The 23,267-nt window shown below is 66.9% G+C and carries 13 protein-coding genes; 7 read left to right on the top strand and 6 right to left on the bottom strand.

Annotation, left to right across the window (positions count from 1 at the left end):
- Positions 1-10 precede the first annotated feature (10 nt).
- From ACREPD_RS13690 to ACREPD_RS13680, 3 genes are all read right to left on the bottom strand, one after another.
- Entirely contained in the window at positions 11-955 is a 945-nt protein-coding gene (locus ACREPD_RS13690) for a 5'-nucleotidase (RefSeq protein ID WP_421571028.1), read from the bottom strand.
- Between the two features lie 16 nt (positions 956-971).
- The gene (locus tag ACREPD_RS13685) at positions 972-1,748 is read right to left on the bottom strand and encodes an NAD kinase (protein WP_431599824.1); all 777 of its coding nucleotides are present in this window, start codon (positions 1,746-1,748) and stop codon (positions 972-974) included.
- Between the two features lie 92 nt (positions 1,749-1,840).
- Entirely contained in the window at positions 1,841-6,817 is a 4,977-nt protein-coding gene (locus ACREPD_RS13680; RefSeq protein ID WP_431599823.1) for an NAD-glutamate dehydrogenase, read from the bottom strand.
- Positions 6,818-7,081: 264 nt separating this feature from the next.
- Here ACREPD_RS13680 and ACREPD_RS13675 point away from each other — a divergent pair, with 264 nt between their 5' ends.
- From ACREPD_RS13675 to ACREPD_RS13665, 3 genes are read left to right on the top strand one after another with little or no spacing between them, the layout of a single operon-like run.
- The gene (locus tag ACREPD_RS13675; RefSeq protein WP_431599822.1) at positions 7,082-7,741 is read left to right on the top strand and encodes a TetR/AcrR family transcriptional regulator; all 660 of its coding nucleotides are present in this window, start codon (positions 7,082-7,084) and stop codon (positions 7,739-7,741) included.
- Positions 7,741-9,015 (top strand): efflux RND transporter periplasmic adaptor subunit, encoded by a 1,275-nt coding sequence (locus ACREPD_RS13670; RefSeq protein ID WP_431599821.1) that lies wholly within the window; start codon positions 7,741-7,743, stop codon positions 9,013-9,015. Before ACREPD_RS13675 ends, ACREPD_RS13670 begins: the two co-directional genes overlap by 1 nt.
- 15 nt (positions 9,016-9,030) lie before the next feature.
- Positions 9,031-12,201 (top strand): multidrug efflux RND transporter permease subunit, encoded by a 3,171-nt coding sequence (locus tag ACREPD_RS13665; RefSeq protein WP_431599820.1) that lies wholly within the window; start codon positions 9,031-9,033, stop codon positions 12,199-12,201.
- A gap of 1,051 nt (positions 12,202-13,252) precedes the next feature.
- Here the strand turns inward: ACREPD_RS13665 and ACREPD_RS13660 are convergent.
- On the bottom strand, positions 13,253-14,428 hold the full coding sequence (locus ACREPD_RS13660) for an acyl-CoA dehydrogenase family protein (RefSeq protein ID WP_431599836.1): 1,176 nt from the start codon (positions 14,426-14,428) through the stop codon (positions 13,253-13,255).
- Between the two features lie 118 nt (positions 14,429-14,546).
- Here ACREPD_RS13660 and ACREPD_RS13655 point away from each other — a divergent pair, with 118 nt between their 5' ends.
- The 4 genes from ACREPD_RS13655 to ACREPD_RS13640 are packed head-to-tail and all read left to right on the top strand — an operon-like array spanning position 14,547 to position 20,440.
- Positions 14,547-15,476: an ArsR/SmtB family transcription factor gene (locus tag ACREPD_RS13655; RefSeq protein WP_421571020.1), complete on the top strand. Its 930-nt coding sequence runs from the start codon at positions 14,547-14,549 to the stop codon at positions 15,474-15,476.
- 10 nt (positions 15,477-15,486) lie between these two features.
- A complete protein-coding gene (locus ACREPD_RS13650) occupies positions 15,487-16,581 on the top strand; it encodes a homocysteine S-methyltransferase family protein (protein WP_431599819.1) in 1,095 nt (364 codons plus the stop codon).
- Complete coding sequence (gene metH / locus ACREPD_RS13645) at positions 16,578-19,262, top strand: methionine synthase (protein WP_431599818.1); 2,685 nt, start codon at positions 16,578-16,580, stop codon at positions 19,260-19,262. Before ACREPD_RS13650 ends, metH begins: the two co-directional genes overlap by 4 nt.
- Positions 19,259-20,440 carry an MFS transporter gene (locus ACREPD_RS13640; RefSeq protein ID WP_431599817.1) on the top strand — a complete coding sequence of 394 codons (1,182 nt, stop codon included), beginning with the start codon at positions 19,259-19,261 and terminating at the stop codon, positions 20,438-20,440. The genes metH and ACREPD_RS13640 overlap by 4 nt, the downstream gene beginning before the upstream one ends.
- A gap of 178 nt (positions 20,441-20,618) precedes the next feature.
- Here ACREPD_RS13640 and ACREPD_RS13635 read toward each other — a convergent pair whose 3' ends face one another.
- Positions 20,619-22,673 carry an acyltransferase family protein gene (locus ACREPD_RS13635; protein ID WP_431599816.1) on the bottom strand — a complete coding sequence of 685 codons (2,055 nt, stop codon included), beginning with the start codon at positions 22,671-22,673 and terminating at the stop codon, positions 20,619-20,621.
- A 50-nt stretch (positions 22,674-22,723) separates the two neighbouring features.
- A partial coding sequence (locus ACREPD_RS13630; protein WP_431599815.1) for a DUF2058 domain-containing protein occupies positions 22,724-23,267 on the bottom strand: 544 nt, incomplete at its 5' end.

Here is a 23,267-nt window from a genome sequence, read left to right as displayed (position 1 = left end):
GTGACCGCCGTCAATCGTTCGCCACGCCGTGCGGCACGTGCCCGGCGGCCACGCTTTGATGTTGGCGGGCGCTGTCGATGTTGTGCTGCGAATCGTCGAAGAAAATATCCGCGCCGAACGCCTCCAGGAACGGGCCCTTGTGGCGGCCGCCCAGGAACAGCGCCTCGTCCAGGCGCACGCCCCACTCGCGCAGGGTGCGGATCACCCGCTCATGCGCCGGCGCCGAGCGCGCGGTGACCAGCGCGGTGCGGATCGGCGCGTCCTCGCCCGACGGGAACACCGCCTGCAGCGTGTGCAGGGCCGACAGGAAGTTGCGGAACGGGCCGCCACTCAGCGGCTCGCGCGCGTTCTCACGCTCATGGCGGCCGAAGGCTTCCACGCCCTGCTCGCGCGAAATGCGCTCGCTTTCATCGCCGAAGATCACCGCATCACCATCGAAGGCGATGCGCAGCTGGCCCAGCGGCTTGCTCAGGTCCACCTGCTCGGCCGCCGCGATGGTCTCGCCCGGCGGCTTGGGCAGGATCGTGGCCGCCGCAATGCCATGGCGCAGCGCGCGCCGCACCGATTCGGGATTGGCCGACAGGAACAGGTCGGTGCCGAACGGCTTCACATACGGCCAGGTCGGCTCGCCGGCGGTGAACGTCGCGCGGATGATGCCCAGGTCGTAGTGCTGGATGGAATTGAAGATGCGCAGGCCGGTGTCGGCCGAGTTGCGCGAAAGCAGGATCACTTCCACCCGCGGCGACTCGGGCGACTGGCCCTGGTTCAGGGCCAGCAGCTTGCGCACCACCGGGAATGCCACGCCGGGACGCAGCACGTCATCTTCGTGCTTGCGCTGGTACTCGGCGTAGGCATCCACGCCCTCGGCCTCGAACAGCGCATGGCCCTCTTCCAGGTCGAACAGCGCGCGCGAGGTCACCGCGACGGTCAGCAAACGGGGGGTGTTGTCGCCCATGGCGGTCAAAAATCCTTCAAAACATGAACTGTTCGCTGAGGATCCGGTCTTCCAGGTTGTGTTCCGGATCGAACAGCAGGGTCACCCGGCGCTCGCGCGACTCGCGGATGGTCACTTCGACCACATCGCGGGTCTCATGCGAATCGGCGGTGACGCTCACCGGGCGCTTGTAGGGGTCGAGCACGCGGAAGCGCACCTCGGTGTCCGCCTTGAGGATCGCGCCACGCCAGCGCCGCGGCCGGTACGGGGCCAGCGGGGTCAGTGCGATGGTGTGCGAGCCCAGCGGCAGGATCGGGCCGTGTGCGGAGTAATTGTAGGCGGTGCTGCCGGCCGGCGTGGCAACCAGCACGCCATCGCCGATCAATTCCGCCACCCGCTCCTGCCCGTTGAGGTCCACGCCGATATGCGCGGCCTGTCGGGTCTGGCGCAGCAGCGACACGTCGTTATAGGCCAACGAGCCGGTGGTGGTGCCCGATTCGGTCAGCGCCAGCATTTCCAGCGGACGCAGGTTGGCCGGTTCGGCCACGGCCAGCCGCGCCGGCAGGTCATTGTCGTCTTCGCGGTACTGGTTCATCAGGAACCCAACGGTACCCAGCTTCATCCCGAACACCGGCAGCCCCAACGCGCCATGGCGATGCAGGGTCTGCAGCATGAAACCGTCGCCACCCAGCGGGCACAGCACATCGGCCTGTTCCGGCGGGTGGTCGCCATAGCGGGCCACCAGCACCGTGCGGGCCTGTTGGGCCGCCTCGGTAGCGCTGGCAAGAAAGGCGATGCGGGGGGTATCGCTCATGGGCATTCCGGGTGGGGCATGCGGCAGAGCATACCGGACAAAAAAAAGCCCCGCCGATGGCGGGGCTTCTTCTATTCACCCATCAGCGCGGGTTAGGCGCCGTGCGCGGCCAACTGGCCCAGGCGCTGTACCGCCACCGATACCGTCGGGTAGTCGAGCGTCTTCTGCTCGGCCAGCTCCTGCAACATCGACAGCGTGAAACGCAGGCTGCTGTCGTCGCGGCCGATCCACGCCGCCACCTTGGCCTCGGCACTGCCACCCTTGGTGGACAGCACCTGGGCGGCCAGGTTGCGGTGATGGGCGGCCAGCTCGTCGCGCAGCACGCCACGGGCCACGGCGTGCCAGCGGCCGTTGACCTCCAGCGCGTCGATCTGCTCGAACAGCCACGGGAGCTGCAGCGCGTCGCCCAGGCGGAAGTGGACCTTGGAAACGTCCACCGGCTTGAGCTTGCGGGTACGGGCCAGTTCGATGATGTCGAACGCCGGTTCCAGGAACTGCAGCTCGGAGAGCTGCTGTGCCAGTGCTGGCGGCAGGCCCTTCTCCTTCCACTCCTGCACGCTCGCCTCATACGCCGGCCGCTGCGAATCGGGCAGCACGCCCGAAGCAACACGGATGTCGTTGAACGGCGCCTGGTAGCGGTTCACCGCCTCGGTGATGCCCGGCATCGCGCCGGGGCGGAACAGCAGCCAGCGCACGAACGAACGCTGCAGCTTCCAGATCACTTCCAGCGCATCGATCTGCACCGACTCCGGCAGCGTGCCGTCGAGGGCGTCGATCTGTGCCCACAGCGCACGCGCGTCCAGCGTTTCACGGCTGATGGTGTAGGCCTTGGCGACCTCGGCGATGGTGCGGCCGGTGTCTTCCTGCATGCGCATCAGGAACGTGGCGCCCATGCGGTTGATGGTCTGGTTGGTCACGGCCGTGGCGATGATTTCGCGCTTCAGGCGGTGACGCTCCATCGCGTCGGCGTACTTCTTCTGCAACGGCGTCGGGAAGTAACGCAGCAGTTCCTTGGACAGGTACGGATCTTCCGGGATGTCCGATTCCAGCAGCTGCTGGAAGGCCACCAGCTTGGAATACGACAGCAGCACCGACAGCTCCGGACGGGTCAGACCCTGGCCGCGCGCCTTGCGTGCCGACAGCTCCGCGTCGGACGGCAGGAACTCGATCTGGCGATCCAGCAGGCCCTGCTTTTCCAGCGTGCGGATGAAGTGCTGCTTGGAGCCCAGGCGCTTGACCGCCATCCGCTCCATCAGGCTCAGCGCCTGGTTCTGGCGGTAGTTGTCGTTGAGCACCAGGTCGGCCACTTCGTCGGTCATCGACGCGAGCAGCTTGTTGCGCGCCTCCACGGTCAACTTCTTGGCCCGCACCACATCATTGAGCAGGATCTTGATGTTGACTTCGTGGTCGGAGGTGTCCACACCGGCCGAGTTGTCGATGAAGTCGGTGTTGAGCAGCACGCCGGCCTGGGCGGCTTCGATGCGGCCCAGCTGGGTCATGCCCAGGTTGCCGCCCTCGCCCACCACCTTGCAGCGCAGCTCGCCACCATTGACCCGCAGCGCGTTGTTGGCACGGTCGCCCACGTCGCTGTGCTGCTCGGTGGCGGCCTTGACGTAGGTGCCGATGCCGCCGTTCCACAGCAGGTCCACCGGCGCCTTCAGGATCGCGCTCATCAGATCGTTCGGCGACAGGGCCTTGACGTTGTCCTCCAGGCCCAGCGCCTCACGCACCTGCGGGGTGATCTCGATCGACTTCAGCGTGCGCGGGAAGATGCCACCGCCCTTGCTGATCAGCTTGGCGTCGTAGTCCGCCCAGCTCGAGCGCGGCACGGTGAACATGCGCTCGCGTTCAATGAACGAGGTCGCCGCGTCCGGATTCGGATCCAGGAAGATGTGGCGATGGTCGAACGCGGCCAGCAGGCGGATGTGGCGCGACAGCAGCATGCCGTTGCCGAACACGTCGCCGGACATGTCGCCGACACCCACCGTGGTGAAGTCCTGGCTCTGGCTGTCACGGCCCAGCGCACGGAAGTGGCGCTTGACCGACTCCCACGCACCGCGTGCGGTGATGCCCATGCCCTTGTGGTCGTAACCGACCGAACCGCCCGAGGCGAACGCGTCGCCCATCCAGAAGCCGTGCGCGATGGCCAGGCCGTTGGCGATGTCGGAGAAGGTCGCGGTGCCCTTGTCGGCCGCCACCACCAGGTACGGGTCGTCCATGTCGTGGCGGACCACGTCCACCGGATGCACGATCTTGTTGTTGACGATGTTGTCGGTGATGTCCAGCAGGCCCTGGATGAACAGCTTGTAGCAGGCCACGCCGTTGGCGAACACCGCATCGCGGTCGCCGTTCACCGGCGGCATCTTGGCGAAGAAGCCGCCCTTCGCGCCGACCGGCACGATGACGGTGTTCTTGACCATCTGCGCCTTGACCAGGCCCAGCACTTCGGTACGGAAGTCTTCACGACGGTCCGACCAGCGCAGGCCGCCACGGGCCACGGCACCGAAGCGCAGGTGGGTACCTTCCACGCGCGGGCCATACACGAAGATTTCGCGGTACGGGCGCGGCTTGGGCAGGTCCGGCACCAGTGCCGAATCGAACTTGAAGCTGATGACATGGCCGTGATGGCCCTGCGCATCGGTCTGGTAGTAGCTGGTACGCAGGGTGGCGTCGATGACGCCCATGAAGCTGCGCAGGATGCGGTCTTCGTCCAGGCTGGAGACGCGGTCCATCAGCTTGATCAGCGCGTCGCGCGCGGCATCCATCTGTGCCTTGCGGTCACCCTTGCGGGCATCGACCACGGTCTTGAGCACCTTCAGGGTGGCTTCGTCGCCACCGGCGAGCACGTCGAGGTGCGCGCGCAGGTCGGCCTGGCCTTCGGCGATGGCCTCCTTGCCCTCATTCCCGGTTGCCGGGTCGAAGCGGGCTTCGAACAGCTCCACCAGCAGGCGGGCCAGCAGCGGGTAGCGGGTGAAGGTGCCTTCCACGTACGCCTGCGAGAACGGCACGCCGGTCTGCAGCAGGTACTTGCAGTAGCCACGCAGCATCGCCACCTGGCGCCAATGCAGGCCGGCGGCCAGCACCAGGCGGTTGAAGCCGTCGTTCTCGGCGTCGCCGTGCCAGACCCGGGCGAAGGTCTCACCGAAGGCGGCGTCGACGCTCGGCGCGTCGATCGCACCGGCCACCGATTCCACTTCGAAGTCCTGCACGTACACCGGCGCGTTGTCGACGGTGAGGCGGTACGGGCGCTCGGCGATGACGCGCAGGCCCATGTTTTCCATCATCGGCAGCGCGTCCGACAGCGGAATGTCGTCCAGCTGGCGGTACAGCTTCAGGCGCAGGCCGTCGCCTTCTTCGCGGTGCACGGCCTGCAGGCTGAGGCGCAGGTCGTCCGGGCCGGTCAGCGCATCAAGCTGGCTGACATCGTTGGCCGCGATTTCGGTGCTGGAATCTTCGATGTAACCGGCCGGCAGTGCCTTGCCGATACGGGCGGCAATGCGCAGGCCTTCGCTTTCACCGTGGCGGGCCACCAGCGCTTCGCGCAGGTCGTCCTGCCAGTTGCGCAGCACCTGGGCCAGCTTCTGCTCCAGCGCGCTGGTGTCCACTTCCAGGGTCTGGCCAGCCTTCGGGCGCACGATCAGGTGCACCTGGGCCAGCGGCGATTCGCCGAGCACCACGGAGCTGTCCACGTACTCGCCCTGCAGGGCGTCCTTGAGCATCGCCTCGATGCGCAGGCGCACGTCGGTGTTGAAGCGCTCGCGCGGCAGGTACACCAGCGCGGAGATGAAACGGCTGTACTTGTCACGGCGCAGGAACAGGCGGCTGCGCACGCGCTCCTGCAGGCCCAGCACGCCCATGGCGGTGCGGAACAGCTCGTCCTCGCTGGACTGGAACAGCTCTTCGCGCGGCAGGGTTTCCAGGATGTGGCGCAGTGCCTTGCCGCTGTGGCTGGCCGGGGCCAGGCCGGACTGCTTCATCACGTATTCGTGGCGCTGGCGCACCAGCGGGATTTCCCACGGGCGGCGGTTGTAGGCGCTGGAGGTGAACAGGCCCAGGAAGCGCTGTTCGCCGATGATCTTGCCCTTGGCGTCGAATTCCAGCACGCCGATGTAGTCCATGTAGCCGGCGCGGTGCACGCGCGAACGCGCGTTGGTCTTGGTCAGGATCAGCGCGTCCTTCAGCCCCGTGGTGGCATTGAGCCCCTGCGCAGCGAGGGTCTTGACCGGGCGCGCGGCGGACTTGTCCTTGCCGCGCATCAGGCCCAGGCCCGTTGCGTTCACCGGCGCCAGCACCTCTTCCTTGCCCTCCTTCTCGACGCGGTATTCGCGGTAACCGAAGAAGGTGAAGTGGTTGTCGGCGGCCCAGCGCAGGAATTCCTGCGCCTCGGCGCGCGAGGCGGCGTCGATCGGCAACTGGCGGGTGCCCAGGTCGTCGGCCAGCGCCAGCGCCTTGCTGCGCATCGCCTCCCAGTCACCCACGATGGCGCGGACCTCGTCCAGCGCCTTGACGATCGCCGCTTCGACGTCGGCCATGGCCTCGGCCGGCTGGCGGTCGATTTCCAGCAGCATCACCGACTCGGCAGTGCCTTCGCCCACGGCCGACAGCTTGCCGGCCTTGTCGCGGGTGAAGCGCAGCACCGGGTGGCCCAGCACGTGCACGCCAACGCCATGTTCGGCCAGCGACATCGTCACGGTATCCACCAGGAACGGCATGTCGTCGTTGACGATCTGCAGCACGGTGTGCAGCGATTCCCACCCGTTGGCCTTCAGGGTCGGGTTGAACACGCGCACATTGGCCTTGCCGGCCTTGCGCGTGCGTGCGAATTCGAGCGTGTCGGCGGCCAGCGCGGCCCATTCCTCAGCGGTGTGGTGCGGGAACTCGTCCGCTTCCATGCGCTTGTAGAAATCGGCGGCGAACGCCACTGCCTCGGCCTGCCCGGCCGCCGGGTAACGCTTGCGCAAGGCCGTGTACACCGGCTCCAGCGAGAAGCCCACTGGTGAAACAGTCTGCGTATCGGCTGGTTTGGTCGTTTTTTTCACGGTCTTGGCTGCTGTTTTTTGCGGTTTCATGGCAGAGCGATGCGTGTTGCCCAGTTGGAAAGATGAAATTGTAGCCCTACCGCACAGAAAGGCCTTGCTGCAGGACGGAATAAGAACATTCGGGTTGGGTGCCGTTTACGTCGCGCGTCATCAATCCGGAACGGTATGGATGACATGCTCGAAACATCCCCCTGCGAAGCATCGGCCGCTTGTGTGGCAACTTGACGATGCGAAGGGAGACAGTGCCAAAAGCAATGCTTCTCCAATTCTGAACTGGACGGTATAGTCCACCGCGTGAACTCCCCCACCCCTGCCGTCGCCTCGCTCGATGCGCGCGATCACCGCGTGTTCGATGCCGTGCGCGATCTGATGGCGGTCCAGGGTATGCAGCTGAGCATGGAATCGGTTGCCCAGCATGCCGGCTGTTCCAAGCAGACCCTCTACAGCCGTTACGGCAGCAAGCAGGAACTGCTGCGCCGGGTGCTGCAGCGCCACCTGTGCCGGGCCACCGCCGGCCTGCGCGCACTGGACGGCGAGGACCTGCGCGGCTGCCTGCTGCAGTTCGCCTTCGATTACGTGGACCACTTCAACGAGCCGCACGTGGCCCAGGCCTGCCGGCTGATCGCGGCGGAGTCGGCCCAGTTCCCCGAAGAGGCCCGTGCGCTCTACCGCGACGGCGCAGGCGCGCTCGCCCTTCACCTCGCTGAATGGATCCAGCAGCGCGCCAGAGACGGCCTGCTGCGCCATGACGACCCGCACTTCATGGCCGAGCTGCTATTAAGCATGATCGCGGGACAGGATTTCGAGAAGCAGCGCTTTCACACCCCCCATCGTGCCGACGCCTCACAGCGGCGCCGCTGGGCAGAGTTTTCCGTGGACAGTTTCCTGCGCGCGTTCGCTGCGCCGGACGCGATCCGCTCACCGCATTCAAACCAACACCGGAGTTTCTCCTGATGATCGCCCCACTCCGCACCCTCGCCCTGACGTGCGCAGTCGCCGTCGCGTTGACCGCCTGCAAGAAGCCGGAACAACAGACGCCTCCGCCGCCGGAAGTGGGCGTGATCGAGGCCAAGGCCGATACCCTGCCGCTGCAGCGTGAGCTGGTCGGCCGCCTGTCGCCGTACCGCAGCGCCGACGTACGCGCCCGCGTGCCGGGCGTGCTGCTCAAGCGTGTCTACCAGGAAGGCCAGGACGTCAAACAGGGCCAGGTCCTGTTCCTGATCGACCCGGCGCCGCTGCAGGCCGCACTGAATGCCTCGCAGGCCGAACTGGCCTCGGCGCAGGCAACCTATGCCAATGCCAAGGCCGCCGCCGCGCGCGCCCGTTCGCTGGCGCCGCAGAAGTTCGTCTCCAAGTCGGACCTCGACGCGGCCGAAGCCACCGAACGTACCGCCGCCGCCGCGGTACAGCAGGCGCAGGCCTCGCTGTCCAACGCGAAGATCAACCTCGGCTACGCCCAGGTGACTTCGCCGATCGACGGCCGTGCCGGCAAGCAGCAGGTCACCGAAGGCGCGCTGGTCGGCCAGGGCGACATCACCCTGCTGACCACCGTGGACCAGCTCGACCCGCTGTACGTGAACTTCTCGATGAGCTCGGACGAGCTGACCCAGCTGCGTCGGGCCCAGGCCGCCGGCGCGGTGTCGCTGAGCGGCGACGGCAAGTCCACGGTGCAGGTGAAGCTGTCCGACGGCACGATGTACGACCAGCCGGGCACGCTGGATTACTCCTCGGCCGTGGTCGACCCGTCCACCGGCGCGGTGACCCTGCGTGCGGTGCTGCCGAACCCGGAAAAGATCCTGCTGCCGGGCGCCTTCGTCAGCTTCCAGGCCGTACTGGGTGAGCGCAAGAACGCCTTCCTGGTGCCGCTGCAGGCCCTGCAGCGCGACACCACCGGCGGCTACGTCATGGTGGTGGGCAAGGATGGCAAGGTGGTGCGAAAGAACGTGGTGACCGAAGGCCAGCAGGGCAGCAACTGGCTGGTCAGCAGCGGCCTGGAGCCGGGCGACCAGGTGGTCGTGGCCGGCGTGCAGAAGGTCAAGGAAGGCGCGCCGGCAACGGCCAAGCCGTGGACCCCGCCCGCACCGGCCGCCAACGACCATGCACCGGCAGGCGCGGCACCCGCCGCTGCCGGCCAGGCGCCGGCCGCCCAGGCAGATGCAGCGGCGCCGGCCGATCCGGCGGCCAAACCGTCCGATGGCGCTCCGGCCGCCGAACCGACCAAGCAGTAACGGGGACCATCCGTCATGCCTAAATTTTTCATTGAACACCCGGTATTCGCCTGGGTGGTCGCGATCCTGATCTCGCTTGCGGGCGTGATCTCGATCCTGGGTCTGGGCGTGGAGTCCTACCCGAGCATCGCACCGCCCCAGGTGACGGTGAGCGCCACCTACCCCGGCGCCAGCGCCGACACCACCGAAAAGTCGGTCACCCAGGTGATCGAGCAGCAGCTGACCGGTATCGATCACCTGCTGTACTTCAGCTCCTCGTCGGCCTCCAACGGCCGCGCGACCATCACGCTGACCTTCGAAACCGGTACCGACGCGGACATCGCCCAGGTGCAGGTGCAGAACAAGGTGTCGCTGGCCACCCCGCGCCTGCCCACCGAGGTCACCCAGCAGGGTGTGGTGGTGGCCAAGGCCAACGCCGGCTTCCTGATGGTGGTGGCGCTGCAGTCGGACAGCGCGGCGATCACCCGCGACGCGCTCAACGACATCGTCGGTTCGCGCGTGCTCGACCAGATCTCGCGTATTCCCGGCGTCGGCAGCACCCAGCAGTTTGGTTCCGAGTACGCCATGAACATCTGGCTCAACCCGGAGCGCATGCAGGGCTTCAACCTCTCGGCCAGCCAGGTGCTGGCGGCGATCAAGGCCCAGAACGTGCAGTTCGCGGCCGGTTCGCTGGGGTCGGATCCGTCCCCGCCAGGCCACTACTTCACTGCCACCGTGTCGGCCGAAGGTCGCTTCAGCTCGCCCCAGCAGTTCGAAGAAATCATCCTGCGCGCCAATGCAGACGGCTCGCGGGTGATGCTCAAGGACGTGGCCCGGATCGCGTTCGGCGCCAACAACTACGGCTTTGATACCCAGTACAACGGCAAGCCGACCGGTGCCTTCGCGATCCAGCTGCTGCCCGGTGCCAACGCACTGAACGTGGCCAACGCGGTCACCTCGAAGATGGACGAACTGGAGTCCACCTTCCCGACCGGCGTGACCTGGTTCTCGCCGTACGACAGCACCACCTTCGTGAAGATCTCGATCGAGGAAGTGGTCAAGACCCTGATCGAAGCGATCGTGCTGGTCTTCCTGGTGATGCTGATCTTCCTGCAGAACTTCCGTGCCACGCTGATCCCGACGCTGGTCATCCCGGTCGCCCTGCTGGGCACCTTCCTGGGCATGAGCATCATCGGCTTCACCATCAACCAGCTGACCCTGTTTGCGATGGTGCTGGCGATCGGCATCGTGGTCGATGACGCCATCGTGGTCATCGAGAACGTCGAACGCATCATGACCGAGGAGAAGCTGCCGCCCAAGGCCGCCACCCAGAAGGCCATGACCCAGATCACCGGCGCGGTGGTGGCCATCACGGTGGTGCTGGCGGCGGTGTTCATCCCGTCGGCGCTGCAGGGCGGTGCCGCGGGTGAGATCTACAAGCAGTTCGCGCTGACGATCGCCATCGCGATGGCGTTCTCGGCGTTCCTGGCGCTGGGCTTCACCCCGGCACTGTGCGCGACCTTCCTGAAGGCCACGCACGGCGAACCGAACATCGTGTACCGCACCTTCAACAAGTACTACGACAAGGTCAGTGGCACCTACGTGGGCCACATCACCTCGGCGGTGAAGCATGCGCCGCGCTGGATGATCCTGTTCGTGGTGCTCACGGTGCTGTGCGGCTTCCTGTTCACCCGCATGCCGGGCAGCTTCCTGCCGGAAGAAGACCAGGGCTACGCGCTGGCGATCGTGCAGCTGCCGCCGGGCTCGACGAAGGCGCAGACCAACGCGACCTTCGCGCAGATGCGCGGCATCCTGGAAAAGCAGGAAGGCTTCGAAGGCATGCTGCAGGTGGCCGGTTTCAGCTTCGTCGGTTCCGGCGAAAACGTGGGCATGGGCTTCATCCGGCTCAAGCCCTGGGCGGACCGTGACATCACGGTGCCGGAGTTCATCCAGAACATGAACGGCGCGTTCTACGGGATCAAGGAGGCACAGATCTTCGTGGTCAACCTGCCCACGGTGCAGGGCCTGGGCCAGTTCGGCGGCTTCGACATGTGGCTGCAGGACCGTGGCGGTGCCGGCTTCGAACAGCTGACGCAGGCGCGCAACATCCTGCTCGGCAAGGCGGCGGAAGAGAAGGACCTGCTCACCGGCGTGCGCCCGAACGGGCTGGAAAACGCGCCGCAGCTGCAGCTGCACGTGGACCGCGTGCAGGCGCAGACGATGGGGCTGTCGGTGTCGGACGTGTACAGCACCATCCAGCTGATGCTGGCCCCGGTGTATGTAAACGACTTCTTCTACCAGGGCCGCATCAAGCGCGTGACCATGCAGGCCGATGGTCCGTTCCGTACCGGTGCGGAGTCATTGAACAGCTTCTATACGCCCAGCTCGCTGCAGACCAACGCCGACGGTACGCCGGCGATGATTCCGCTGAGCACGGTGGTGAAGTCCGAGTGGGTCTCCGCCCCGCCGTCGCTGAGCCGTTACAACGGCTATTCGGCGATCAACATCGTCGGTTCGCAGGCACCGGGCCGCAGCTCGGGTGAAGCGATGCAGGCGATGGAGCGGATCGTGTCGGACGACCTGCCGGCCGGCTTCGGCTACGACTGGTCGGGCATGTCCTACCAGGAAATCCTGGCGGGCAACGCGGCGACGCTGCTGCTGGTGCTGTCGATCGTGGTGGTGTTCCTGTGCCTTGCGGCGCTGTATGAAAGCTGGTCGATCCCGGTGGCGGTGCTGCTGGTGGTGCCGCTGGGTGTGCTGGGCGCGCTGGCGTTCTCGCTGGCCCGCGGCCTGCCCAACGATCTGTACTTCAAGATCGGCCTGATCACGGTGATCGGCCTGGCCGCGAAGAACGCGATCCTGATCGTGGAGTTCGCGGTGGAGCAGCGCGCGGCGGGCAAGAACCTGCGCGAGGCCACCATCGAGGCTTCCCGTCTGCGCTTCCGCCCGATCCTGATGACGTCGTTCGCGTTCATCATGGGCGTGATCCCGATGGCGATCTCCACCGGTGCCGGCGCCAACGCGCGTCACGCCATCGGTACGGGCGTGATCGGCGGCATGGTGTTCGCCACGTTCCTGGGCCTGCTGATGATCCCGGTGTTCTTCGTGGTGGTCCGCCGCATGCTGGGCGACAAGCTGGACGAACCGTCCAAGGAGTTCCTGGAACGCCAGGGCGAAGCCAACACGGCGCATCGTCCGGATCGTTGATGGACAGGGGCAATCGATGATTGCCCCACCGGCAGGTGACCACCGTTGGTGGTCACGCTGAATCCGGTAGGTGGCCACCGTTGGTGGTCACCCTGAAATGCGAAAGGCCCCGGAGCAAACCGGGGCCTTTTTTTTGCGGTTGCGCATTTGCCGTAGCGCCGGGCTCTGCCCGGCTGCCGTTGGATCTGTGCGAACAGCTGTGGGCTGGAACGACCTGTGGCTAGGCGGGTCGGGGCGGGTTCGCGGGGGACGCCGTGAATACGTCCCTGTAGGCTTGGTCGCGGCATCCATGCCGCTCACACCCCCACAAACCCGCCCCGACCCACCTTTTGACAGTGTGTCGTTGCCACGGGAAAAGCCGGCGAGGCGGTGACTGCCTCGCAAAGCCACCGCCGCCGACCCTTCGACCGTGTTTCGCGGGCCATGGGAAAAGCCGGTGTGCCGGCGATGCCGGCACTCTGCTTCGATCAGTTCAATGCGTTATCGAACGTGGGAGTTTTCACGGCAGTTGTTTGGAAACCAACCCTACCGGCGAGGTGGTGACGCGTTCAAGGTGCCCCAAGCGGTCGGCGCCACCGCTTTTCCGGTGGCCACCGATCAAGTGTCGAACGGTCGGCGCGCCTCCGCTTTTCCTTTGGCCACCAGCCAACTGTCGAGGGGTCGGCGGGGGTGGGTTTGCGGGGGCATGAGCCGCATGGGTCGGGCGCATGCGCCCGACGGGTTGGGCAGGAGCCCAACCCCGGTCTTGCCGTGTGCGCAGGACAGCGCACACGTGCAAGCGGCGACTGAGCTTACATGGGTGAAGGCGCACTGCTTGCGAGGCACTGCCTCGCGTGCGACTGAACGCACAGCCGCTGGCGGCTGGGCCGGGCCGCGGAGCGGGACTTGCAGCGTCCCCCGCAGGCCCACCGCCGCCGGCCCAAGCCTGGGAAACCTGGCAGACCACCGCTGTTCGCCAAAACGCATGAAGCCGGGCAAAGCCCGGCCTCAGGTGAGAGCATGCGATCAGAAAAGCGAGCCGGGCAGAGCCCGGCTCTACTGCGGTGCCGCCTCAGCGCAGGCCGGTCTCGTTGCGGGCGATGACCAGGCGCTGGATTTCCGAGGTGCCTTCGTAGATCTCGGTGATCTTGGCGTCGCGGAAATAGCGCTCCAGCGGCATTTCCTTGGAATAGCCCATGCCGCCGTGGATCTGCACCGCCTGGTGAGTGATCCACATCGCCGCTTCCGACGCGGTGAGCTTGGCGATGGCCGCTTCATTGCTGAAACGCTTGCCCTGCCCCTTCACCCATGCCGCGCGCAGCGTCAGCAGCAGCGCTGCGTCCAGCTTGCACTTCATGTCCGCGATCTTGGCCTGCGTCATCTGGAACGTGCCGATCGCCGCGCCGAAGGCCTTGCGGTCCTTCACGTACTCGATCGTTGCCTCGTAGGCCGCACGCGCGATGCCGATGGCCTGCGACGCGATGCCGATGCGGCCCGCGTCCAGCACGCCCATCGCGATCTTGAAGCCCTCGCCTTCCTTGCCCACCACATCGTCGGCCGCCGCCACGTAGTCCTGGAACTCGATCTCGCACGTGGCCGACGCACGGATGCCCAGCTTCGGCTCGGTCTTGCCGCGGTGGAAGCCGGCCTTGTCCGTATCGATCATGAACGCCGTGATGCCGCGCGCGCCCTGCTCCGGGTCGGTCATCGCGAACAACACAATGTATTTGGCCACCGGGCCAGACGTGATCCAGCTCTTCTTGCCGTTGATGACATACGTGCCGTCGGCCTGCTTCACCGCGCGGCAGCGCATCGCCGTCGCGTCCGAACCGGACTGCGGCTCGGTCAGCGCGAACGCGCCGATGGCCTCGCCCTCGGCGATCGCGCGCACGTACTTCTGCTTCTGCGCCTCGCTGCCATGGGTCAGGATGCCGTTGCAGAACAGCGAATTGTTGACCGACATGATCGTCGAATGCGCGGCGTCGCCGGCGGCAACCTCCACCATCGCCAGCACGTAGGCAATCGGGTCCATGCCCGCGCCGCCGTACTCGGCCGGCACTTCAATGCCCATCAGCCCGTTTTCACCCAGCAACCGGATGTTCTCCAGCGGGAACTCGCCGGTGCGGTCATGGTGTTCCGCGCTCGGCGCGATCTTTTCCTGCGCAATGCGACGCGCAACGTCCTGCAGCATCAGCTGCTCTTCGGTAAAACTGAAATCCACAAAACCCTCCCAGGAACATGTCGATATGGCCGCGCCAGGCGCGTCCAGGTGCGGCGATTGTACCGGGGGCCGGCCAATGCCGGCTGACTTGACCGCAGCCAAGGCGAAGACGAAAATATCTCTATATCGCGATAGGTAGATATTTATGGATCTCGAGGACTGGTCGGTCCGGCTGAAAGTGTTCGCCGACGCCACCCGCGTTCGCCTGCTGACCCTGCTGGAGCAGGAAGAATTGACCGTGGCCGAGTTGTCGGCCATCACCACGCTGGCCCAGCCGCGCGTGTCCACCCACCTGGCCCGCCTGAAGGAAGCCGGGCTGGTGCGCGACCGCCGCGCGGGGGTTTCGGCCTATTACCGCTTCGACGACGCCGCCTTGGACCCCGCGCAGCGCGCATTGTGGCACGCACTCAGCACCGGCAGCGACGACCCGCTGCTGCGTCAGGATGCTGAACGGGTGGCCAGCGTGCTGGCCAGCCGCGCCGCCGACCAGAACTGGGCCGACAGCGTGGCCGGCGACATGGAACGGCATTATTCGCCCGGCCGCACCTGGGAGGCCCTGGCGCGCACCGCGCTGCCGCTGCTGGAAACCGGCGACGTGCTGGATATTGCCTCGGGCGACGGCGTACTGGCCGAACTGGTTGCCCCGCACGCCAAGCGCTACGTCTGCATCGACACCAGTGCGCGGGTGGTCGCGGCCGCCAGCGAGCGCCTGCGCCGCCTGGCCAACGTGGAAGTGCGCGAGGGCGACATGCATGCCCTGCCCTTCAAGGACCGCAGCTTCGACCTGGTGGTGCTGATGCACGCGCTCACCTACGCCGCCAAGCCGGCCCAGGCCGTTGCCGAGGGCGCGCGCGTGCTGCGCTCCGGCGGCCGCCTGCTGCTGTGCAGCCTGGCCCGCCACGAGCACAAGGCGGCGGTGGATGCGTATGGCCACGTCAACCTGGGCTTCTCGGACAAGGAACTGCGCAAGTTCGCCGAAAAGGCCGGGCTGGTCGTGTCCAGCCTGGAAACCGTGACCCGTGAAAAGCGCCCGCCGCATTTTGAAGTCATCTCGCTGATCGCCAGCAAGCCCTGAGGTTCCTGTCATGTCCCTGCCCTGGCTGCACCCCGATCGCGTGCGCGCCCTGGAAGACGCCCTGGCGCAACGCATCCTGATCATCGATGGCGCCATGGGCACCATGATCCAGCGCCACGGGCTGGAAGAGGCCGACTACCGCGGCGAGCGGTTCGCCGGCGGCTTCGATACCGCGCACCGCCCCGGCTGCGCGCACGGCGTCGACGCGCCGACGCCGGAGGGGCATGACCTCAAGGGCAACAACGACCTGCTGCTGCTGAGCCGGCCCGAGGTCATCGCCGGCATCCATACCGCGTACCTGCAGGCCGGTGCCGACCTGATCGAGACCAATACCTTCAACGCCACCTCCGTCAGCCAGGCCGACTACCACCTGGAACACCTGGTCTACGAATTGAACAAGGCCGGCGCCGCCGTGGCGCGCGCCTGCTGCGATGCCATCGAGGCCACCACGCCCGACAAGCCGCGCTTCGTGTTCGGCGTGCTGGGCCCAACGAGCCGTACCGCCTCGATCAGCCCGGATGTGAACGATCCCGGCTTCCGCAACACCAGCTTCGACGCACTGCGCGAGACCTACCGCGAGGCCATCGATGGCCTGATCGACGGCGGCGCGGACACCCTGATGGTCGAAACCATCTTCGACACGCTCAACGCCAAGGCGGCGCTGTTCGCCATCGAAGAGGCCTTCGACGACCGCGGCGCGCGGCTGCCGATCATGATCTCCGGCACCATCACCGACGCCTCCGGGCGCACCCTGTCCGGGCAGACCGCCGAGGCGTTCTACGCTTCGGTCGCGCACAGCCGGCCGCTGTCGGTGGGGCTGAACTGCGCACTGGGCGCCAGCGACATGCGCCCGCACGTGGAAACGCTCTCCATCGTGGCCGACTGCCGGGTCAGCGCGCACCCCAATGCCGGCCTGCCCAACGCGTTCGGCGAATACGACGAGACCCCCGAGGAGATGGCCACCACCCTGCGCGAATTCGCCAGTGCCGGCCTGCTCAACCTGGTCGGCGGCTGCTGCGGCACCTCGCCGGCGCATATCCAGGCGATCGCCGAAGCGGTCGCGGACCTGCCGCCGCGCGCCCTGAACGAGTCCACCAGTCCATGACCTCTTCGCAGCACACCCGCCTGTCCGGTCTTGAACCGCTGGTCATCACGCCCGACCTGTTGTTCGTCAACATCGGCGAGCGCACCAACGTTACCGGCAGCGCGCAGTTCCGCAAGCTGGTCAAGGAAGAGCGCTACGAAGAGGCGGTGGAAGTGGCCCGCCAGCAGGTCGCCAGCGGCGCGCAGATCCTCGACGTGAACATGGACGAGGGACTGATCGACTCCGAGAAGGCGATGACGCGCTATCTCAACCTGATCATGTCCGAGCCGGACATCGCGCGCATTCCGGTCATGGTCGACTCCTCGAAGTGGAGCGTGATCGAGGCCGGGCTGAAGTGCCTGCAGGGCAAGAGCGTGGTCAACTCGATCTCGCTGAAGGAAGGCGAGGCCCAGTTCATCGACCATGCGCGCAAGGTGCTGCGCTACGGCGCCGCCGCGGTGGTGATGGCGTTCGACGAGGACGGCCAGGCCGACACCTGCGCGCGCAAGGTGGAGATCTGCACCCGCGCCTACCGCATCCTGGTCGACCAGGTCGGCTTCCCGCCGCAGGACATCATCTTCGACCCCAACATTTTCGCCGTGGCCACCGGCATCGAGGAACACGACAACTACGCGGTGGACTTCATCGAGGCCACCCGCATCATCAAGCGCACGCTGCCGCATTGCCATATCTCTGGCGGCGTCTCGAACGTGTCGTTCTCCTTCCGCGGCAACGAATCTGTGCGCCAGGCGATCCACTCCGTGTTCCTCTACCACGCCATCGCGGCGGGCATGGACATGGGCATCGTCAACGCTGGCGCGATGCCGATCTACGACGAGCTGGACCCGGAACTGCGCGAGCGGGTCGAGGACGTGATCCTCAACCGCCGCCGCGACGGCACCGAACGCCTGCTGGAGATCGCCGAGCGCTACAAGGGCAAGAAGGGCGAGATCAAGGGCGAAGACCTGGCCTGGCGCGAGAAGCCGATCGATGCGCGGCTGGCGCATGCGCTGGTGCATGGCCTGGATGCCTGGGTGGAGGCCGACACCGAAGAGGCGCGGATCCGCTCCAGCCGCCCGCTGGATGTGATCGAAGGGCCGCTGATGGACGGCATGAACGTGGTCGGCGACCTGTTCGGTGCCGGCAAGATGTTCCTGCCGCAGGTGGTGAAGTCCGCCCGCGTGATGAAGAAGGCGGTGGCCTACCTGCTGCCCTTCATCGAGGCCGAGAAGCTGCGCAGCGGCGACACCGCCAAGAGCAACGGCAAGATCATCATGGCCACGGTCAAGGGCGACGTGCATGACATCGGCAAGAACATCGTCGGCGTGGTCCTGGCCTGCAACAACTTCGAGGTGATCGACCTTGGCGTGATGGTGCCGGCGCAGAAGATCCTGGATGCGGCGCGCGCGGAGAACGCCGACATCATCGGCCTGTCCGGGCTGATCACCCCGTCGCTGGAAGAAATGAGCCACGTGGCCCGCGAGATGGAGCGACAGGGCTTCACCCTGCCGCTGATGATCGGCGGTGCCACCACGTCGCGCGCGCACACCGCGCTGAAGATCGACCCGCACTACAAGGCGCCCACGGTGTGGGTGAAGGACGCCTCGCGCGCCGTGGGCGTGGCCCAGTCGCTGATCTCCAGCGAACTGCGCGAGGCCTTCGTGGCCGCCAACGAAGCCGACTACGCCGACATCCGCCTGCGCCACCGCAACCGTGGCGACGCCAAGCGCCTGGTCACCCTGGCCAAGGCGCGCGCGCAGCGCTTCGAGGGCGACTGGGCGAATTACACGCCACCGACCCCGCGCAAACCCGGCCTGCACGTCCTGGATGATTACCCGCTGGCCGATCTGGTCGAGGTGATCGACTGGACGCCGTTCTTCCAGGCCTGGGAGCTGGCCGGCAAGTACCCGGCCATCCTTACCGACGAGATCGTCGGCACCCAGGCCAGCGAGCTGTACCGCGACGCCCGCGCGATGCTCAGCCGCATCGTCGATGAGCGCTGGTTGACCGCCAAGGCCGTGTTCGGGCTGTGGCCGGCCAACAGCGTGGGTGACGACGTGCATCTGACCACCGACGACGGCCCGGCCGTGCTGCACTTCCTGCGCCAGCAGGTGGACAAGCCGGTGGAGCGCCCGGACTTCTGCCTGGCCGACTTCATCGCACCCGCCGACAGCGGCAAGCAGGACTGGATCGGCGGCTTCGCGGTGACGGCCGGCATCGGCATCGACCCGCACGTGGCGCGCTTCGAAGCCGACCATGACGACTACAACGCGATCCTGCTCAAGGCGCTGGCCGACCGCCTGGCCGAGGCGCTGGCCGAGCGCCTGCACCAGCACGTGCGCACCGACTACTGGGGCTACCAGCCCGATGAGACGCTGGACAACGAGGCGCTGATTGCCGAGAAGTACAGCGGCATCCGCCCCGCGCCCGGCTACCCGGCCTGCCCCGAGCACAGCGAGAAGGGCACGCTGTTCCGCCTGCTCGATGCCGAGAACAACGCGGACATGCAGCTGACCGAGAGTTTCGCGATGCTGCCGACGGCGGCGGTGTCGGGCTATTACTTCAGCCACCCGCAGAGCCAGTATTTCGTCGTCGGCCGGGTCACCCGCGAGCAGGTCAGCGATTACGCCAAGCGCAAGGGCGTGGACCGCGCGCAGGCCGAACGCTGGCTGGCCTCGAACCTGGATTACGATCCGGAATGAGTGCTGTCCCGGTCGCCCGCCTGTCCAGCTTCTATCTCTTCTACTACGCCGCACTGGGCGCGTTCACCCCGTACTGGTCGCTGTTCCTGACCGCGCGCGGGATGAGCGTGACCTCCATCAGCGTGATGATGGGCATCTGGTACGCCACCCGTATCGTGGCGCCCACCACCTGGACCTCGATTGCCGCCGCTTCTCCCCACCCGATCCGCTGGTTGCGGGTCGGCTGCGTGCTGACGCTGATCACCTTCGGCGCCTTCCTGCTGCCACTGCCGCAGCCGTGGATGTACCCGGCCATGGTGGTGTTCTGCTTCTTCTACAACGCGGTGATGCCGCAGTTCGAATCCATCACGTTGACCCACCTCGGCAACGACAGCCACCGCTACGGACTGATCCGGGTCTGGGGCTCGCTGGGCTTCATCGCGGTGGTGATGGGCTTCGGCTGGCTGCTGGAAGGCAACGGCGGACCCGGCCGCGCTGGCATGCTGCCGTGGCTGATGCTGCCGCTGTTCGCGCTGCTGGTCGCCTCATCGTTCGCCAACCGCTACGCACGCGATTTCCATCGCGCCGATGGCGATGCCAGCGGCTTCTGGCAGATCGTGCGCAAGCCGCAGGTGCTGGCCTTCTTCCTGGCCGCCTTCATGGAACAGCTGTCGTTCGGCCCGTACTACACGTTCTTCTCGGTCTATATGGACCACCACGGCTATGCGACGTCCACGCTGGGGCTGCTGTGGACCATCGGCGTGGTGTTCGAGGTGGGCGTGTTCTTCACCATCGGCCGCTTCTTCCGCCGCTACGACGCCAGCTGGATGCTGCTGATCGCGCTGCTCAGCTCCACCGTGCGCTGGACCGTCACCGCGCTGTTCCCGCAGCACCTGGGCGTGATGCTGGTGGCGCAGACGGCGCATGCGCTGGGATTCGCCGCCTTCTTCGCCGCCGCCATGCAGATGCTGGCGACCTATTTCCCCGGTCGCCTCAACGGCCATGGCCAGGGCCTGCTGTATGGGTTCTCGTCCGGCGTCGGCGGCGTACTTGGCGCGCTGATCGCCGGCCAGCTCTGGAACATCGACCAGGGGCGCACCGCGTTCCTGGCCGGCGCGGGTTTCGCCGCGCTGGGCGCGCTGTTGTGCTTCTTCGCGATCAGCCTGCCGTTGTTGCGGCGGCGCACACCCGCAGTGTGAGTCGCGCCCTGGTAGGGTCGCATCCCGATCGACTGCCGTTGACGATGATTGGTGCATTGGGGCATGACCTCCAACGAAGGAGCGCCTCCGTCATGGGTCCATGCGTCAATGCACCAATCACCGTCAACGGCAGTCGTTTGGAAACCGACCCTACCGAGCCCCCGCCCACGGCCAGCCGTTATTGCACGTGCTCGCGGAACGCCGGCAACAACACCCGGTTGCCGTAGCCACTCAGGTGGTCGCCATCGAAATACAGCGGCTTGCCGTCGGCATCGGGCTGGCAGACGGTGCCCGGGCACAGCGTCGGCAACGGGTCCCAGACGCTGGCACCGGGCAGCGCCGCCGCGATCCGAAGCAGGCTGTCCAGCGCCGGGGTGCGTATCGCTTCCACCTGCGCGCGCGTGATCCGCATGCCGTTGACGCAGATCGGGTTGCCGCGGTTGAACGCATCCGAGCAGCGGTACGGTGGCGCCGGCAGCACCGGCTTCGGCGCCTCCAGCACGATCCGCACCCCGCGTTCGGCCAACGGGCGAAGCTGCTCGATCGCGGCACTCACTTCGGCCGCACGGCCCTCCACCGCCGCCGGACTGAGCAGATCGGCCTTGACCTGGGCTGCGTCGAACAACTGGTACTGCTCGGCCAGCCGCGGAATGCGCAGGCCCGGCAGGAACAGCACGTCGCCGGCACGCGCAGTGGCCTGGATATCGGCCAGCACGTTGCGGGTATACGCCTCGCAGGCCGGGTTCGGCCCACGCCAGGCCTGCATGCCGGCCAGCGCGCAGCCGCCACTGCCGTACAGGCGTACCTGGCCGCCGTCCTGCACCACCTTCCGGCGCAGCAGTTCGTTGTAGACCAGTGCGTGCGAATCGCCGGCAACGAACAGCACACTGGCCACGCCGCTGCCGGCCGCACACTCCCCCCGCTGCAACAGGCGCGCCTGGCCACCGCTGACCGGAATGCTCGATTCCACGACAAGGCAGTCGGGCACTTCCTTCTTCAGACCCTTCGCATACGGATACCAGTCCAGCGGATGGCGGGTGACCGTACTCAGTGAAATGTGTCGCTGGTGCTTGACCAGCACCGACTGCATGCCGGCGCCCAGCACCAGCACGCCCAGCCCCAACAGCACCCAGCGCCCGTTGCTGCGTGGCCCGCGCGCGCCATGGCGCAGCGGCTGCTCCACCCAGCGCCAGGACAGCCAAGCCAGCACGAATACCAGCAGTACCGCCGTGCCACCGGTGAGCGGCGTTTCCAACCCCACCGTCCAGCGGAACAGCACGAACACCGGCCAGTGCCACAGGTACAGCGAGTAGGACAACTTGCCCACCCAGACCATCGGCGCGCTGCCCAGCGCGCGTCCGGTCCAGCCCTGCGGATGTCGCTGCAGCAGGCCCAGCAGCAGCAGCGTGGAGAGCACCGGCCACAGTCCGTCCGGCCACGGCGAATGCCCCGGCCGCGCCGCCCACAACCCGTAGCCCAGCGCCGCCACCGCCAGCAACAGCAACGGCGAGCGCCACGACACCCCGCGCGCCAGCGGCGCTGCATCGAAGCGACCGGCCAGCGTCATGGCCTGGTACAGCAGCACGCCGGCACCGAGCTGCCAGAAGCGCGTGGTGGTGATGTAGAACGCCTGGATCTCCTGTCCGCCCTGCCCGGCCAGCCGCAGCGCGTAGGCCAGCGAAGCGACGGTGGCCAGCGCGAACAATCCGAGCGACAGCGCGCGCCCGCGCCCCCGCCGCGACCACGCCAGGAAGAGCAGCGGGAACAGCAGGTAGAACTGTTCCTCCACGCCCAGCGACCAGGTGTGGGTGTACGGATTGAATTCGGTGCGCGGCGAGAAGTAGTCGTTGCCGGTGGCGGCCAGCACCCAGTTGCTCAGTCCAAAGAACGCGCGGCGGCCGGTCTTGTCGCTGGTCTCGCTAAGCCAGGATTCGGGAATGAACAGCGCGCTGAGCAGCGCGGTGATCAGCAGGCACACCACCAGCGCCGGCACGATGCGGCGGATGCGCCGCGCATAGAAACGCAGCAGGCCCTGCCAGCCACCCAGCGCCGGCAGGCGGTCGACCGAGGCACTGACCACGAAGCCGGAGATCACGAAAAAGACGTCCACGCCGGTGAAGCCACCCGGCAACCAGCTCGCCTTGAGGTGGTAGAGGATCACCGCCAGCACCGCGACGGCGCGCAGGCCGTCGATGTGGGGGACGTAGTGCTGGCGGGGACGGCTTTCCTGCATGTAACGCTCCTGGTCCGCGCATCGGCCACCGCACGACCAACGGTCGTGTGCTACCAGACCAGATCGTCCGGAACCTGGTAGGCCGGATCGGCGTACGGGTCGTCTTCGGCCGGCGCATTCGGATCCACGCGCAGTGCCACCGACGGGGCGAAGATCGCCTCGGCCTCGTCCAGCACGGCGGCCGTCACCAGCAGGTAGCGGCCGTTCTGCTGCAGCACGCCCAGCTCACCGGCATTGAGCCCCTTGAGCTGTTCGGCGGTGACGTAGACGCGCTTGATCTTGCCGCCGTAGTTGAAGTGGCGGGCAATCTCGGCGGCGGCGTCATTCAACGACTTGCCTTCCAGCAACACGTCCAGCTTTGCCTTCGCTTCGCGGCGCACGCGCGCCTCTTCCTGCTTCAGGCGCTCGGCTTCGATGCGGTCGTCTTTTTCCTTCTGCGCGCGGATCGCATAGGCCTTGGCCAGGTCGATGTCCTCGCGCGAGCGCGGCTTGCCCTGGCCCGGGTGCTGTCCGGGGCGTGCGTTGCCTGCCGGGCGTGCGGCGCCAGCGGGGCGGCCCTTGCCCTGCGGGCCACGGCGCGCGTCGCCCTCACGG

The sequence above is a fragment of the Stenotrophomonas sp. genome (assembly GCF_050737075.1).
Taxonomy (GTDB): Bacteria; Pseudomonadota; Gammaproteobacteria; order Xanthomonadales; family Xanthomonadaceae; genus Stenotrophomonas.
The sequence above is the reverse complement of the archived record's forward strand: the minus strand, read 5'-3'. Positions and strand labels throughout refer to the sequence as shown.